The organism is Acetobacter persici, from assembly GCF_018256955.1.
In the GTDB taxonomy this organism is placed as follows: Bacteria; Pseudomonadota; Alphaproteobacteria; order Acetobacterales; family Acetobacteraceae; genus Acetobacter; species Acetobacter persici.
Genome location: NZ_JAERKU010000023.1, coordinates 1 through 16,469, shown reverse-complemented (window position 1 = coordinate 16,469; position 16,469 = coordinate 1). Strand labels below are relative to the sequence as shown.

The following is a 16,469-nucleotide window of genomic DNA, read 5'->3' as shown; positions in this document are numbered from 1 at the left end:
AAAGACAGCCGCATCCTTTCTTTCCGTCATCCTCATCGCCGCTACAGCAGACTATATCAAGGCCTAACAGGCCCTAGAGCATGTTCTGTACGGGCCAGAAGGATGAAATCCTGCATGTCCAGCGGAGAAGAGGATAGACGCTTGAACAGCCTTCCCGGCAGTTCTCTGAGAGCAATCACCGGGCGTAAAAATGGATCTTCTTGCACGCGATAGACTGCTATAACATCAAGAATATCAGAGGGTTGGCCACGCACGTTTGTCGCGTGACGTTCTGAAAAATTATAACGAGGCAGAAAAACGTCAAAAATATTCATCGTATCTTCAACTTTACCAGTGGATAGAGCGACCGGTCTGTAAAATTAAGCATTGTCTGATCCAAATCCAACGATCCCTCTTTTGGGTGATGAAACTGGTACCAGACTACTATCGCGCAGCAAGTTGCGGCTTTCACTTTTTAGCCATTCGGTAAAAGATACTGTGCTGCCTGGTTGGTGCCGTAGGCTTTCCTGAAACAATCCAGCAGGCAAGTAAGTGATCATGATCTGGACGGGCAAGAATTTTACGGTACCGTGAAGACCTGACGCTCAGACACATTGTGATGCATTACGATCACTGTATCGTGTCGGTTCAAATAAATAGCCTCTTTCAAGCGTAAAAGAGAGAGGCTGGGCCGCCTCAACACATACTAATATTACAGCTAAGCAGCGACCATTACCCTCTGTGCCGGACAGGCAGATTACGTTGTGCTTATGTCGCAGGTCTACGCTGCTTCTTCCTGTCGCAATCTGTGTAGCGTCGCGTCCCGGGAGAACATGTAGCCCAACACTCTCTGGAAGCGGAGGGAGGCGATAGGCACGCATAAAGCTGCTTTTTTGACGCATTAGACGTTGTTGGAATGGTCGCCATATTCAATAAAAATGATGGAAAACGTTGTTTTTGAATAAATATTAGTTTTGGATTTTTTTCTATCGAAAGCAACGCCTCGAAATACTAAAAACCGATTTAAGTAGCCCGTTAAACGGAAACAATTTCTTGAAAATCAACCTGTTATAATTGCCACTAAAAAACCGCGCTTTATTATGGAGTATTTTTTGAGCCACAAACATGATATGCGTCGGACTACGTTGAAGTCTGATGAAAATCTTCACGAGCGCCACTGTTGATCTAAGTGGCTTTTTCTGGAGAGAGGCATGGTTTCGCGACGTTCCCTGCTGACGACGGTAGTCGCTGCTGCAATAGTCCCTTATGCAAAAGGGAGCGCGGCGTCTCAAAAAGTGAACTCACAGGATCTGGCGCTTCTCGACCTGCTGACATGGGGAGCCTCTCCATCGGCCATTCGTGACTTCCTGACGCTCGGCCGTAAGCAGTGGTTGCGTGGGCAGCTCACGCCCCCAGCACAAGTGCCTCTGCCGCCCGATGTCCAGCAGCAGATTGATGGGCTGACAATTTCCCAGCGATCGGCTGTCGATCTGGCAAGGAATTTCGAGGCGCAGGGCCGCGCGATAAAGGGGATTGCTGATCCAGCCGCTCGGGCAGAGGCGAAAAAACTCTATCAGACCGAGATGACGGACATGGCGCGACAGGCCGCCACGGTCTCCATCCTGCGGGCTCTCTACGCGCCAGATCAGTTGCGCGAGCGCATGACGTGGTTCTGGTTCAATCATTTCAACGTCTATCAGGGTAAAGGCATAATCCGAGTTCTCGTTGGGGATTACGAGCAAAATGCCATTCGCCGCCACGCGCTGGGCCACTTTCGTGATCTTTTGATGGCGACACTTCGCCATCCCGCGATGATGCGTTTTCTTGACAACGCCGATAACAAAGCAGGCCATGTGAACGAGAATTATGCCCGCGAGATTATGGAACTGCATACGATGGGCGTCGGTTCCGGCTATACGCAGCAGGATGTTGAGCAGCTCGCCCGTATTCTAAGTGGTGCGGGTATAGATGTTCGCCCCGATAGTCCCAGACTGAAACCGGAATTACAGCCTCTTATGGTGAGAGACGGAGCCTTCCTGTTCAACCCGGCCCGCCATGATTTTAGCGATAAGATTTTTCTGGGGAAAACCATCAAAGGCAGCGGCTTTCCGGAGATCGAGCAGGCAGTGGACATGCTCTGCGCTCATCCTGCCACAGCACGCCATATTGCACGCCGGATTGCTCTGTATTTCGTTTCCGATAACCCGCCCGAGAGCCTCGTCGCCCGTATGACGCGGTGCTTCACGGAAAACAAAGGGCATATCGCCAGCGTGCTGGATGTTATGATCAGCTCTCCGGAGTTTGTGGCCAGTCTGGGAACGCGTTTTAAGGACCCGGTGCGGTATGTCTATTCAGCAGTCCGTATGGCTTATGATGACAAGCTGATTATCAATACCGCCCCGATACAGGGATGGTTAAGCAGGCTGTCTGAAGGGCTCTATAACCGTCTTACCCCTGACGGGTATCCGCTGGACTCCTTAGCATGGTCATCATCAGGGCAGATGATGGCGCGCTTCGACATTGCTCAAAAGATTGGAGCAGGAGCGGCAGCTCTTTTCAGGCGACCTGATGAAAAAGGGGCGGGTGAGGCTGTTCTCCCTCTCCTGCAGAACGGAGCATATTTTGATGTCAGGCGTGCCACGCTGTCTCGGCAGACACGGGCTGCGCTGGACAAAGCAACATCTCCTCAGGAGTGGAATACACTTTTCCTTTCCTCACCAGAATTTATGAGCTGACAGGAGATTTTCCGTCATGAGCCTCACGCGTCGTAACCTTTTGCTCGGAATGGCAGCCGCATCTCCGCTGACTATGGCCGGTCGGCTCTGGGCTGCACCTGCCGGGGGTGCCCGGCTGCTCGTTGTTTTTCTTCGTGGTGCTTATGATGCCACCAACATCATCATCCCGATGGGGAGCGATTTCTACTATGCGTCCCGCCCGACACTGGCAATCGCGCGGCCGGACCCCGGCAATCCTCTTGCGGCTTTACCTCTTGAGGCCGCGTGGGGACTTCACCCCGCTCTGCGCGAGACTATTCTGCCCCTGTACCAAAAAGGAGAAGTCGCATTTGTCCCCTTTGCCGGGACGGATGACCTGACCCGCAGCCACTTTGAAACACAGGATACGATCGAACTGGGGCAGGATATCAAAAACGCACGAAACTACCGTTCCGGTTTTATGGGGCGTCTGGCCCGGACACTGAGTGGGGTCTCCCCAATTGCGTTTACGGCGCAGTTACCGCTTGCTTTTGACGGCGGCGGTGCCGTGCCAAACGTTGCCATTAATGCTGTCGGCAAATCCGCCATTACCGCCCGGCAGGCCCGGCTGATCAGTGACATGTATGCCGGACGCCCGCTTGCGTCTGCTGTGGATGAAGGCTTCCATATCCGGGATGACGTCTACCATGCCATTACAGATAAACTGACACAGGCAAGCAGGGGTGCTGCAAGCCCCAAGGGGTTTGAACTTTCAGCCAGACGCATTGGCCAGTTGATGCGTGACAGGTTCAGCCTTGGCTTTGTAGATGTTGGTGGATGGGATACGCACGTCAATCAGGGGGGAGCCAAGGGCTATCTGGCCGACCGTATTGGCGAACTGGGGCGAGGTCTTGCCGGTTTCAGTGAAGAAATTGGCCCGCAATGGCATAATACGGTGGTCGTGGTGGTCTCTGAGTTTGGCCGGACGTTCCGTGAAAATGGGGACAAGGGCACGGACCATGGTCACGGGAGCGTCTACTGGGTGCTGGGCGGCGGTATCAAAGGAGGGCGCCTGGCAGGCGAACAGGTTCCTGTTGAACAGAAATACCTGTTCCAGAACCGTGATTATCCGGTGCTCACAGATTATCGTGCGATGTTTGGTGGCCTGTTTCAACGACTATACGGTTTGGGGCAGACTGATCTTCAGACTGTTTTTCCCACTGCCAGCCCCGCGGACCTTAAGCTGGTATGAGGACCGTGGCGTGGCGGGCACTGCTGTACTCTCTTACAGTGTTCGTCTCCGTACCATCCGCGTTTGCGGCTGAGCCATGGTGTCGCATTACCTCGCCGCAGACCGGGCCCGTCCTCACATCTCTGGTGCATCAGCTTGAAAGGGAGCGCAACCGCTTACCTGCGCCTTTGCCTCGCCTGCATACAGAAGGCACTCTGCCGCATGAGGGTCTTTATGATGAAAGTGTTGAGGCTAAGCGTGACTTGCCTCTCATGCAAAAAGCCGCGCTTGTCTGGCACGCAACTCACGATAACGCATGGTTTGAAATCGCACGGCGCTATCTTTTGGCGTGGGTTACCACGTACCACCCCAGCTTTAATCCGATTGATGAAACCAGCTTCGATGCGTTGATTGACACTTATGCCATCATTGATTCTGCCCTGCTGCCAGCAGACCGTACATTGGTTAAGGCTTCTCTTGAAAAATGGGCCAGCGGCTATGGTGACGCGATGGAGCATGCGGACAGTCGCTCAACATGGCGCAACAACTGGCAAAGCCACAGGGTTAAACTTGTGACGATGATGGCGGTTGCCCTTGGCAATGACGTGCTGTTTGAGAAAGCACGTGTGCTGTTCCGTAAACAGATTATGGCCAATATCGCTCCGAATGGTGAAACCCTTGATTTCAGAGAGCGTGATGCGCTGCATTATGTTGTCTACGATCTTCAGCCTCTGATTCAGGCGGCTCTTGCGGCCAGAACGCGTGGAGAAGACTGGTATCACTGGACGACCGGTCAGGGTGCATCCCTTGCAAAAGCGATAGGCTGGTTAACACCTTATGTATCGGGTGAGAAACCGCACGAGGAGTTTGTCCATTCGGTCGTGCGTTTTGACGCGCTTCGCGCCAGAGCGGGGCTCAAAGGGTATTCTGGTATGTTTGACCCCCGCTCAGCAGGCGCGCTCTACTGGCTGGCTTCGGAATTCGACCTGTCCTTGCGGGCTCTGGCCGAAAAGCTTCAAGCTGTGCCAGTACCTTTTATTAGTCTTTGTGGACAATAAGGGGAAGCAACCAACAGTCTCAATGCCGGGTTATAAAGCAGTTATCATTTTGATTTCCGGACGCTCACCCTGTCAGATTTTTTTTCTAAAATCGTAAGAATTACAATTTCTATAACCCGTTTTCTTATATCGCGTCATATCATCATCCCCCATAATCTCGGAACGGTGCCAGACGGTCTGAAAGATAAAGCCGGTTCATTCTGCGCAATTCGTCGGGAGCTCCGGGTGAGGTGGGGGCATCTTTTGTGATCATGCCTCGTAAAATTTTCATGGTGTTGAGAACAACAGCTGCAATGTCTCTCGCAAGGGTTTCATCCAGCCCCGGTGCGCACACACGCAGGGCTGCCGCTATTCCTGTCAGGGCATGACCGCGTGCGCGGTTGCGGATCTCCATTCTGTCTGTCCGTGCTTCCATCAGAGCAGATAGCGACTTTACGCGCGGATGAAGCGTGACAAGCAACTCAATCAGAACATCTGCCAGCGCCTCTGGCGAAAGGGTGGCCGCACGCTGGGCGAGGGCTGCGTATTCCTCTTCCAGAATGGCGATATGGCGCTGTACAAGCGCATCCGCCACCGCTTCCTTGTTCGGGAAGAAACGATACAGAGAGCCAATCTTCGCTCCGGCACGTAGCGCGATTTCCGCCATGGTCGTCGCCTCATAGCCTCGTTCCGCCATCAGGTCGGACGCAGCCCCCAGCAATTCCTCAACGCGCTGGCGTCCAGCCGCGCGCATTGGTTGAAGAGGCGTCCGTTTTCCTCTTGACGTATTTGAGTCTTCCCTCAATTAATACTCCTGTTTGAGCATGCACTCAACTTAAAGCGGTTTTCATATGCCCGGATAACGCTTGGGGAAAGCAGTCCGGACGTCAATAGGGAAGGTCTTATCATGATTTCACTCCCGGCTCGCCAGACAGCTCTTGTGCTGATTGATCTCCAGAAAGGTATAACGGAGCTTCCTCTTGCTCCACGATCAGGGGAAGACATTGTTGAACGCTCAAAAACGCTCGCAGCCCGTTTCCGGGCCGCAGGCTCGCCTGTTATTATGGTGAATGTTGCGTTCGCCCCGGATTTTGCCGATGCGGTGCATGCGGCGGTCGACCGGCCTTTTTCGCCGCCGGGCGGCTTTGCTCCGGACTGGGCGGAACTGGCTGACGGTCTTGCTGAACCGAACGATCTGCGGGTTACAAAACGGCAGTGGGGTGCGTTCTACGGCACAGATCTTGACCTTCAGTTGCCGCGGCGTGGGATCACGACCATCGTACTTGGCGGAATTGCTACCAATCTGGGGGTAGAATCCACCGCGCGGGCGGCCCATGAGCATGGGTACAATGTCGTATTGGTAGAAGACATTATGTCTACATTTACGGAAGCGATGCAGCGTTTTGCCTGCGAAGAAATTTTTCCGCGCCTTGGCCGTGTGGTCGCAAGTGATGCAGTAACGCTTGATGTATGAGCGTCTGGTGTGCGCCATAGCGTCTCCCGGTTTCGAGTAACGCCAGCATGAAAACGGAAAAACTATTGCCAGCCGGGCGTGCAGATCAATTGCCGCCGGGGACGTGGAAAATCGTGAGTGTTGCGGCAATCGGGTCTTTTATGGCGCAACTGGACGCCACGATTGTCAATGTGTCACTTCCGGACCTTGTCACGACGCTACACGCGCCGTTTTCCAGTATCCAATGGGTTATTAGTGGCTATCTTCTGGCCCTTGCCCTGACGCTACCGCTTAACGGATGGCTGGTGAACCGCCTTGGAGCGCGCGCGGTCTATTTATGGTGCTTTGGTGCCTTTACACTGACGTCCGCCCTGTGCGCGGTGGCATGGTCCGCGCCATCCCTCATCGGATTTCGCCTTTTGCAGGGGATGGCGGGAGGTCTGCTTGCGCCCATGGCGCAGATGACGGTTGCCCGTGTGGCGGGTAAACAACTGCCACGAGTGGCCAGCGCCATGACGGCCCCAGTGCTGCTCGCGCCGCTTCTGGGGCCTGTTGTGGCCGGAGCTATTCTCTCGGTTGCCTCATGGCGCTGGATATTTTTTCTGAATGTGCCGGTCGGAGTGGTCGCCATTGCCCTCGCAGCTCTGTTTTTACCAGATGATCGATCAGAAATACGCTCACGCCCGCTGGACCTGATGGGGCTTGGCCTTCTCGCACCGGCGCTGGTTTCATTCCTTTACGGCATGGATCACGTCGCGAAGTCTTCAGGGGTGATGATTCTTGGCGTATCCGTTGCCCTGTTTACTTTGTATATCCTGTCTGCACGTCGCAAGGGGGACGATGCACTGGTTGACCTTCGCCTGTTTCGGATAAGGGCGTTTTCCGCGTCGACCGTTATGATGTTCCTCACCAATGGTGTCTCGTTCGCCGGTCAGATGATGCTGCCAGTATGGCTCATTCATTCCTGCGGGATCTCGCCTGAACAGACGGGACTGCTCATAGCCCCTTTGGGGCTGGGGATGATGTGCGTATACCCTCTTATCGGTCGTCTGAGCGATCATTTCCATGTGCGGGCTCTGACTGGCTTTGGAGCAATGCTTTCCTTGATGGGAACTCTTCTTCTGACAGAACTGGCCGCTAATGGTCTGAATATTGCTTTGCTCACCATAGCCTTATTTCTGCGCGGCGCTGGGGGAGGGGCCGTTGGTATTCCGGCCATGAGCGCAGGCTACGCATCAGTCTCACGGCAGGACATTCCCATGGCGACAACTGCGCTCAACATTATGCAGCGTATTGGAGGACCAACTTTAACAACTGTCTGCGCCACATTTCTCGGCTGGCGGCTTGCAATAGGCACGACGCTCCATGCTACATCCCAAGCTTTCACGGAAACTTTCGGACTGCTTGCCGTGTTCCATGCTGTCCTGTTGCTTACAACGCGCTTTATCAGGACCTCAGAAGCCAGACGCAGCTAACAGATAATCCGCTGGGAAAAGCTCTTTTTAAGTCAGTTTAGCGTGCTGGCTGAATTTTCAGACCAGCCATAACGAGCAATTCCCAAGAAGAAAAGAGTTCCTGTAGCCCAGTCAGCCAAAAGCCCGGACCTTTCATCCGGGCTTTGTCCTGTCAGCTTCAGAACGCGATGTTTATGGCGGTGCTGAGAACAACTGCGTCTTTAAAGACTGTGGTTCCGCCAACATGATTTACGTATTGAAAATCAGGCTTGATGGTAAATCCTTCCATGACATGAAAGCCGTAATAGGCCTCATAAATGGCCTCATGCCCCTGAATCCCGTAGGGTATGCCATAATTTGCGCCGGGAAGAGGGAGGTTTGCGGAGGCCGCTGCTTCCTGAGATAAAATGGCGGAGCGACTGAATTTGGACCAGAGAAAAGCGATCCCGACGCTGTCCAGCGGGCGCTTCCATAATGCACCGGTGTCCATCAGTACCGTTGTAAAACTATGGCTGATCTGGGATGTCTTGCCAGAACCCCATCCAAAATAGCCCCCCAGAATGAGCCCGTTCATTTCACCGGGGCCGTGCCGGACGAGCATCTGGTCAGCCAGCACCCAGACTGAGGTCTGGCCACTTTGTTTGCGGGCTGGCTGGCCGGTCAGAACCCATGGAGCCCCATTGATATCTTCATAAAGGTCGTTGTAGCGGGAGTTATCATACATAATGCCGACTTTATAATGGCCGATCAGATGATTACGCCCGAATTCCGGAATCCAACCCGCCTCGAACTGGGAAGACAGCTTTCCAAGGCGATCCTGCCCCCATGACCAGCCGGAAATTCCGCCATTATAGGCATGAGGAGAGACGGCAAAGAGGCCGCCCATCAGATAGAACTGCCGGATGGGCATCACACGCAGGACGCCGCCGATATTGCCTGATGGCCAGCCACGCCCGCCTGTCATGAATTTGGTGGGGGATTCTCCGCCGCACAACCACACATTCATAAAGTTACAAACCCATGGCGAGTTCTGGAAAAACGCGCCGGGCGGAATCCAGCCAACTGCAAGATCAATTTTGCGTTGTAGCCAGGCTTTTTCAAAATATGTCCAGACCAGATGCGCGACAACATTGCCACGGCTCCCGTAAATCTGCTGGACCTGATTGCTGTTATCGCCATACAGGCGGCTGAGATTGGTGCCGTGCCCGTTAACAACGAGCATATGCAGCCATAAATCGTCAGACCAGGAACTTGCGTGCAATAGTTTCTGCCAGTCAACATCCAGTGTCGCACCGACTTGCCCGGCATTGCTATAAGCCCGCCTTTTACCGCCTGAAACATTCCCTGCGATATCTTCATACACATCCAGCGCGAGATAAAGTCCGCGTTTTTGCAGCCATGGCTGAATTCCGCCCCAGTCTCCGAACAGATGCGTTGTCCCGTAAGGAGGGCCAAATGACGGTGGGCCATAAGAGGCCTGCAAAAATCCGGGAATTTCCTGATAAAGCGGGACTGTAGGCTGAGTTTCCCCAAACGGGGTAGGGTTGGAAACAAACGGTTCTTTGGGAGCCGGTGCTCTGTTCCCGATAACGCCCTGAAGCCATGAGGGAATTTCTGTTTTTTTATCCGGCTGTGCGGCGGCTGGAGGTTTGGCATAGTCTTTTGGCGATACGGCGCTGGACTCCGGCGCCTCTGTTGAGGCTGGTGCATCCTGCGCCATAGCGGGGGGAGAGAACCCCGGCTGCCAGCCTGTCAGACAGAGAACGGTAAACAGACAGGCGACATAAACAGAGCGCACGGCACCGAAGCTCTGTCTGGTTTTAGTGGGTGTGATATCCAGTTCTGAGACACTGCGCATAGTATTGTTCCCCGGGAATGGTTTTGATCACAGCAGAACAAAAAATAATCCCGCCTGTTATCAAAGCATTCGACGTCTTTGTTTTTATTTTTCTCTTTGGAACAGTCTGAGGCCCCGCTTCCGGGAGAACCGGGGTACCTTCGCATTTTAGGCGTCGTATCGTGTCAGGTTCGGCATCTATGTCTCTGGTATTGTTTCTTCATCTCTGGACGCGGATTATGGCCTGAGGGCACGAAAATGCTTTCCCAGGATAAGGCTTGCGAAGCATGTTATAACAACAGCGTAGACAGCCAGAAGCAGAAAAGATGTCAGGCCGGGCAGATGCGCGATCAATTGTCCGACAACAAGCGGCCCTGCGACACCCCCAGCCAGAGCTGCACAGACCAGAGTGGGGCCTGTTTTCTTATTTTTTCCCAGCAGAGAGGAACCGAAAACAAAGAAATTTGGAAAAATGCTCCCGATGAAAAATCCTGATAACGGATAGGTTATGGTCGGAAGAATACCAGCAGAGGCCAGAAACAGCAGAACAGCAGTCCCGGCAAAGCCCGCAATGATCATCGGTGCCGTTGGGAAACGGCGCCCTGCAAAGCTGAGGGCAATGCGCCCGCTGAGGAAGAATACAAAAAACAACGAGAGAGCGTTGGCGGCCGTCACATCAGAAAAACTGCCGTTAACGAGAATAGACGGCCCCAGCCCGATCAGACAGGCTTCAATGGCTGTTCCTGACGCCCCAATAAACAATGTTGCGAAAGACGGGCGGAATACAGTGGAAGCTTCGGTCACTGCCTCGTGATGTTGAGACGGCGCTGCAAATTGGAAGGCAAGAAGAAACGGAATAGCCAGCCCTGCGGAGAGAAGAGCGAAACTGACAGTGGATGATCGTGCCAGTGCTACGAAGGCAAGCGGCGCCATAATTGCTCCGCCACCAAACAGGGCATTGACCAGACTCACCATTGAAGGGCCGGAGGCTCCAAAGCTTTCAAGTAAGCGTGAATTTACCAGCGCCAGACTGGCGCCGTAGCCTGCCCCGAATGCAAGAGAGCCAAGCAGTGTTAAGGGCCAGCCCGGCTGAGCCGCCATCAGGCCCGTTCCGGCCACAAGAAGACCAAAAGCGAGTTTGATGAAGTCCTTCTGACCACAGAAGAAAAGAGTGACGACCCCCGCCAGAGCACCGACCCATTGTGCGGTAACGATCATGCTTGCTGAGGCTATGGAAAGCCCAAATATCTGGCGGAATTCAGGAACGCATGGCCCAAGAAGTGACTGCCCGGCTCCCATCAGAATGAAGGCAAGAACACTTCCAGCGAAAAGCGTTTTGTTTTTTTTGATCGCTTCAATCATTGGCACGACTTTCATTTTTGCGCCGTCATACTTCGTGGAGGATGCGAAGCGTCTGCGGCATTCTTGTTTGGCATCGTGAGAAGCGATTCTTTACATAAGTCTATATCAATTGACAATTGTAAATGCTGTGTGGTTAGTTTCGGGCAGGGCAGACAGCGGAGAAGTTGCCATGGCAGAAGCCGAAAAGAAAAAATCATCCCCGTTTGTGCGTGAACGGGTATGGGAAAAAATAAAAAACATTGGCTCACCGGACGTTCTTATCATTGGCGGTGGTGTGAACGGCGTCGGGTTACTGCGTGATTTATCGCTCAACGGGGTTTCCGCTGTGCTGATTGACACAGGAGACTTCAGCGCCGGTGCGAGCGGAGCTTCAAGCCGCATGGCGCACGGCGGACTACGCTATCTTGAAGGGCGGGAATTCAGTCTGGTGCGTGAATCAGCACGCGAAAGGAACATGCTGCTGCATGATGCGCCACACCTCGTAAAACCTCTTGAGATTGTAGTGCCGGTTACAAACCTGTTTGCAGGCTTTCCAAAAGCTGCTCTGCGTTTTCTGGGGCTTTCCAAAAAAACAGGTAATCTCAGCCTTGTGGCTATAGAAATGGCTCTTGTGCTGTATGAGCGTTTTGGTGCGGTAAGGCGCGCTTTGCCGCGGCATAGTGTAACGCTTAAAAAGCGGTTTTTTCCTTCCGGCTTACCCACAACTGTAAAGGCGGTTGTCAGCTATTATGACGGGCAAATCGTCATTCCTGAAAATTTAATCATGGAAATGATTGAGGCGGCGATTGAGACGCCAGATGTGGCGGCAATTAACCATGTGGCATGGCAGTATAAGCAGGACGGGAGCTTCTCTGTTACTGACGATGTTTCAGGAGAAACAAGAGTTCTGCGACCAAAAACAATTGTTAACGCAACGGGTTCTGCAATTGATAAGGTGAATGCTACACTAGGAAATGCCACACAGTTTATTCGTGGCATCAAGGGAGCGCATCTGGTTTTGCGGCACGATGCGCTGCACGCCCGGATGGCACGCCGTGCGTTTTATTTTGATGATGGGCAGGGGAGAATGGTGATCTGCCTGCCTGTGCAGGACGTCATTCTGATTGGTACAACTGAAGTTGAAACCTCAGACCCTGCCGATCATAGTGTTTCCCAGAAAGAAATTGCGTATCTGCTCAATGCGCTCAACAGCCTGTTTGATGATCTGCACGTTACAGAAGACCATATTCAGTCCGTTACGAGCGGTATTCGCCCTCTTCAGGCTGGGAGTGGAAACGCAACGCAGGCCGCGCGAGATCATGCCCTGATCCAGACCGAGGCCAGCGGTCTTCCTGTATGGTCTCTGGTGGGCGGCAAGTGGACAACATTTCGGTCCTTTGCAGAAATGGCTGCGGACGCGATTTTGGCGAGACTGGGCAAAATACGCAGCACCAGCACTGCGGACTGTCCATACCCGGGGGCCGCGAACGTGGATGCCACGTCCCTTGCAGGCAAAACCGGCGTGCCTGTGCAGCGAGTGACAGAATTACTGCGGCGATACGGCGCTATCACGTCTGAAGTGGCTGCATTTTGCGCAAGTCAGCCTGACATTCCGCTGGAGAACGCCCCCGGTTATTCCCGGCGTGAAGTTGAATGGCTGACGCGCCATCGCATGCCTCTCACTCTGGAGGACATGGTGTTGCGTCGGATGAATATCGTCATGACAGGGCGTCTGACACGCGCCGCTTTGAAAGAGATTGCAACGATTATGGCCGCCGTTTTGGGGCATGACGCGGATTGGGTTGATGCGCAGATGGAAAAGTGCACCTCAGATTCACGCATTCTCTGGCGGGGAGGGAAATCATGATGTCTCATGATCAGGATGCTCTGCTGCTGGCAATTGACGCAGGTGGAACAGCGGTAAAAGTCGCGCTGTTTGATAGTCAGGGTGGGATAGTTCGCCTTCGCAATGCTGAAGTTACGACGAACCACTACCCGGACGGCAGAGTGGAGCGTGACCCAGACGCATTCTGGCAGGCAACAGTGCGTGCCATTCGGGATGTTCTGGAAGGGGGTTTTGCAAAACGCCTAAAAGGCGTTGGCGGAACGGGATTTGGAAATGGCGTTTTTCTGGTGGATGCCGAGGGAAGGCCGACGCATCCGGGCATTGTGTCGGTTGATCATCGTGCACAGCCAGTTGCTGATCGTATTCTCAAAAATGGAGACGATCAGACCTTAGGACAGATGAATGGACACCGCCCGTGGGGCGGGCAGACCCTGATCCAGCTTGTCGGGCTTTCAGAAAATCTGCCGGATGTCATGCTCGCCACGCGCTGGGCTTTGGCCTGCAAGGACTTTATCCGTCTCCGGCTCACAGATGCCGCATTGACGGACCCTTCTGACGCAAGCGGGGGAGGGTTGATGAACCTTCGGAGAAAAGACTACGCAACAGAGGCTTTTTCTCTTCTTGGGCAGTCAGGCCTTATGGAAAAGCTTCCAGAAATTGTTGCTAGTTCTGGCATAGCCGGAAGGATTAGTGCCCGAGCTGCGGCTGAGACAGGACTGCCGGAAGGCCTCCCTGTTGCCGGGAGTATGATGGATGTTGCGTCCTGCGCTCTGGGTGCGGGTGTGATCACCCCGGACCGGATGGTTATGATTGCAGGGACATGGGCAATCAACGGAATGGAAACATCAGGCGATGATACAGGGAAATATCCTCTGCTGAACATGCTGTACCGGGATCATGCACGGCTGATTGCAGAAGGAAGTCCCTCATCCGCCGCCAATCTGGGCTGGTATCTGAAGCACGCTTTGGGGGACCGCATCTCCGTCCCTGAGGCTCTTACTATTGCAGAAACCTGTCCTGTTGATGCGCGGCGTTGCTACTTCCTTCCTTATATTCACGGTCCAAGCCCCTGGCAGGCAAGCTTTCTCCGCCTGAGTGCCACGGATAACGAGGCGTCCATGATCCGTGCCATCTGTGAAGGCGTTGCTTTTGAACATCGCCGTCATGCTGAGGCTCTTCTGGAATACGGAAACGGAGAATGGCCTGAGGTGATCCGCCTGACGGGCGGTGCTGCAAGATCCGCTTTCTGGGGGCAGATTTTTGCGGATGTATGCAACAAACCGGTCGAGATTGTTGATACGCCAGAGGTCGGCGCATTGGGTGGTGCAATCTGTGCTGCGGTCGCAAGCGGACTTTATGCCACGCTTGAAGAGGCTGTGGCGAAAATGAGCAGGGTCTCATGCAGGCTGGAGCCAGTTCCTGATCATGTCGCCATTCTTGAGGAACGATACCACGAATTTTCCCGGCTTGATCGGGGGATGAAAGCTCTGTTGTCCGCTGCACCCTGAAAAAATCATCCTCAAACTAAGGCAATATGTGCGATGACCAAAAAAAACGAATACAAAAAAACACGTTTTTTCGAGAAAATCTCCCGTATCAGAGCCGGTGACTATAAAATCGGTGATTTCATGATCGCGGACGCCAAGGATGTTGATGTTGCTGGCGGAGTTCCATCCATGGGGCTTCGCCGTGACAGAGAGACCGGCAAAAATACTGGCTATCGCAACCGTCCGGCATTTCTGCAACAGGTGCGCGACCTGATAAAGCAGGATGTCCTTGATATCATGCTGTCTTCCACAGCAACTATTGAGGAACTTGCTGACGAAGGTGCTTTTGAGAATAGTAAAATTATACCAGCTTTTCGCGGCAATGAAGCAACTGACGCGTGGGTCGGTATTCGGGGAGGGCGGTATCCTGATTTTCCACCACGCCCGTACCGAGGCGCGGCCCTTGAATTTGCCCGTGCCCCGCTGTGCCTGTACTCTCTGACATATATTAATGATGCAGAGCATGACGCATCCTCACTTGAGGCCTATGCGCGCTTTCGGGCAGATGCCCGGATGAACGGCAAAATGCATTTTCTTGAGGTTTTCAATCCTAATGTTGAGACGGGCCTCTCCCGCGATCAGGTTGGCTTTTTCATTAACGATTGTGTGGTGCGCACACTCGCATCCCTGACGCGCCAGGAGAAACCGGAGTTTCTCAAGGTGGCATATAACGGTCCGGGACCTCTGGAAGAACTGGTGCAGCATGATCCGTCCATGGTGGTGGGCATTATGGGGGGAGGCGGTGGCACACATCGCGATACGTTCGAACTTCTGGCTCAGGCCGAACGCTATGGCGCCCGTCTGGCGCTCTTTGGGCGTAAAATCAACGGAGCAGAGGACCAGTGCCTGATGATTACGTGGATGAGGCGGGTGGTGGACCGGGAAGTCAACTCCATAGAGGCCGTGCGCGGCTACCATGCTGATTTACAGCGTCAGGGCTGTGTTGCCGATCGCAGCCTTGAAAATGATTTGCAGATCACGGACAGTATGCTCAAAGACGCAGTTACAGAGACATGACGTATGGGAAGGCGGAATGCAGAGAGAGACAGGCCCATCAGACAGGGTTATTGCTGAAACCGCTTGGCTCTACTACGTCAAGAACATGACACAGGGCGAGATTGCCACGCGTATGGGGCTCTCTCGCCCGACTGTTATCAGTTACATCAAGCAGGCCAAAGCGCGGGAAATTGTCTGCATCCGCTTATCTGGTGAGCATTTTCGTCTGAATGCAGCGGCGGATGCCCTGACAGAGCGGTTTGGGCTGGAAAGTGCTCATGTTATTCCAGTTGATGGCCTTTCGGAGGACGGAAGCCTTGCTGAAGTCTGTCAGGCCGCAGCACAGGTCTTGCTGGAATTTATCCAGCCGGGAGACCAGCTTGGCGTGAGTTGGGGGAAAACACTCAGCCTGCTTTCGGACTATGTTCCATACTGGCCTGTTGAAAATCTGACGGTTCGGCAGCTTATCGGCTCCATGGCTAACCCTTTGCTACCCACATCCGAACGATGTTCCGTTGAAATTGCCAATCGTATCGGTGCACTCTGTATCAACCTGAATGCTCCGGCGATTTGCAGTTCTGTTCTTCTTGCTGATCTTTTGAAAGCTGAACCTATTATTCATGATCAGCTTGAGAAACTGAGTGACTGTAATAAAGCGATCTATACAGTCAGCCCAGCAACACCAGACAGTCATGTGACGCATTTCCAGATTGCGTCCGTGCGGGATATCGAAAATTACACAAAACGGGGTGCCACGGGCATTATAGCAGGGCGTTTTATTGATGCAGAAGGTCAGCCTGTGTTGGGAGAGATTGATACAAGACTGATCGGAGCAGATCATGCGACCTTGCGCCAGATGGAAGGACTTCTGGTTGTTTCTGGTCAGCATAAACTTGAGGCCACACGGGCCGCCCTACGTGGCGGTTTTGCAAAAAAACTGGTTATAGACGAAGACCTTGCTCAATCCCTTTTAGGTAGCTAGGGCCTGTTAGGCCTTGATATAGTCTGCTGTAGCGGCGATGAGGATGACGGAAAGAAAGGATGCGGCTGTCTTT

At 53.5% G+C, this 16,469-nt stretch carries 13 protein-coding genes; 9 read left to right on the top strand and 4 right to left on the bottom strand.

Annotation, left to right across the window (positions count from 1 at the left end; translation table 11 throughout):
- Positions 1–56: 56 nt before the first annotated feature.
- Positions 57–314, bottom strand: a complete 258-nt coding sequence (locus JK199_RS15425; RefSeq protein WP_212377565.1) for a hypothetical protein — start codon at positions 312–314, stop codon at positions 57–59.
- Positions 315–1,190: 876 nt separating this feature from the next.
- Here JK199_RS15425 and JK199_RS15420 point away from each other — a divergent pair.
- From JK199_RS15420 to JK199_RS15410, 3 genes are read left to right on the top strand one after another with little or no spacing between them, the layout of a single operon-like run.
- Positions 1,191–2,714, top strand: a complete 1,524-nt coding sequence (locus JK199_RS15420; RefSeq protein ID WP_212377562.1) for a DUF1800 domain-containing protein — start codon at positions 1,191–1,193, stop codon at positions 2,712–2,714.
- Positions 2,715–2,730: 16 nt separating this feature from the next.
- Positions 2,731–3,924: a DUF1501 domain-containing protein gene (locus JK199_RS15415; protein WP_212377559.1), complete on the top strand. Its 1,194-nt coding sequence runs from the start codon at positions 2,731–2,733 to the stop codon at positions 3,922–3,924.
- Positions 3,925–3,929: 5 nt separating this feature from the next.
- Positions 3,930–4,961, top strand: coding sequence for an alginate lyase family protein (locus tag JK199_RS15410; RefSeq protein WP_342356347.1), 1,032 nt, complete (start codon positions 3,930–3,932; stop codon positions 4,959–4,961).
- Between the two features lie 142 nt (positions 4,962–5,103).
- Here JK199_RS15410 and JK199_RS15405 read toward each other — a convergent pair whose 3' ends face one another.
- Entirely contained in the window at positions 5,104–5,694 is a 591-nt protein-coding gene (locus JK199_RS15405) for a TetR/AcrR family transcriptional regulator (protein WP_212377553.1), read from the bottom strand.
- Positions 5,695–5,847: 153 nt separating this feature from the next.
- Between JK199_RS15405 and JK199_RS15400 the strand changes: the two genes are divergently transcribed.
- A complete protein-coding gene (locus JK199_RS15400; protein ID WP_212377550.1) occupies positions 5,848–6,414 on the top strand; it encodes a hydrolase in 567 nt (188 codons plus the stop codon).
- Between the two features lie 47 nt (positions 6,415–6,461).
- Entirely contained in the window at positions 6,462–7,868 is a 1,407-nt protein-coding gene (locus JK199_RS15395; protein ID WP_212377547.1) for a DHA2 family efflux MFS transporter permease subunit, read from the top strand.
- 157 nt (positions 7,869–8,025) lie between these two features.
- On the opposite strand, the gene JK199_RS15390 is transcribed toward JK199_RS15395, so the two are convergent.
- On the bottom strand, positions 8,026–9,705 hold the full coding sequence (locus JK199_RS15390) for a carbohydrate porin (RefSeq protein WP_244985222.1): 1,680 nt from the start codon (positions 9,703–9,705) through the stop codon (positions 8,026–8,028).
- Between the two features lie 216 nt (positions 9,706–9,921).
- The gene (locus JK199_RS15385) at positions 9,922–11,061 is read right to left on the bottom strand and encodes an MFS transporter (RefSeq protein WP_212377544.1); all 1,140 of its coding nucleotides are present in this window, start codon (positions 11,059–11,061) and stop codon (positions 9,922–9,924) included.
- A gap of 154 nt (positions 11,062–11,215) precedes the next feature.
- Here JK199_RS15385 and JK199_RS15380 point away from each other — a divergent pair, with 154 nt between their 5' ends.
- Genes JK199_RS15380 through JK199_RS15365 form a run of 4 tightly spaced genes read left to right on the top strand, consistent with a single transcriptional unit; the run spans position 11,216 to position 16,396 of the window.
- Positions 11,216–12,892 (top strand): glycerol-3-phosphate dehydrogenase/oxidase, encoded by a 1,677-nt coding sequence (locus JK199_RS15380; protein WP_212377541.1) that lies wholly within the window; start codon positions 11,216–11,218, stop codon positions 12,890–12,892.
- Positions 12,889–14,379 (top strand): FGGY-family carbohydrate kinase, encoded by a 1,491-nt coding sequence (locus JK199_RS15375; RefSeq protein WP_212377539.1) that lies wholly within the window; start codon positions 12,889–12,891, stop codon positions 14,377–14,379. The genes JK199_RS15380 and JK199_RS15375 overlap by 4 nt, the downstream gene beginning before the upstream one ends.
- 33 nt (positions 14,380–14,412) lie before the next feature.
- Entirely contained in the window at positions 14,413–15,435 is a 1,023-nt protein-coding gene (locus tag JK199_RS15370; RefSeq protein ID WP_212377536.1) for a hypothetical protein, read from the top strand.
- 16 nt (positions 15,436–15,451) lie between these two features.
- Positions 15,452–16,396 carry a sugar-binding transcriptional regulator gene (locus tag JK199_RS15365; protein ID WP_212377533.1) on the top strand — a complete coding sequence of 315 codons (945 nt, stop codon included), beginning with the start codon at positions 15,452–15,454 and terminating at the stop codon, positions 16,394–16,396.
- Positions 16,397–16,469 lie beyond the last annotated feature (73 nt).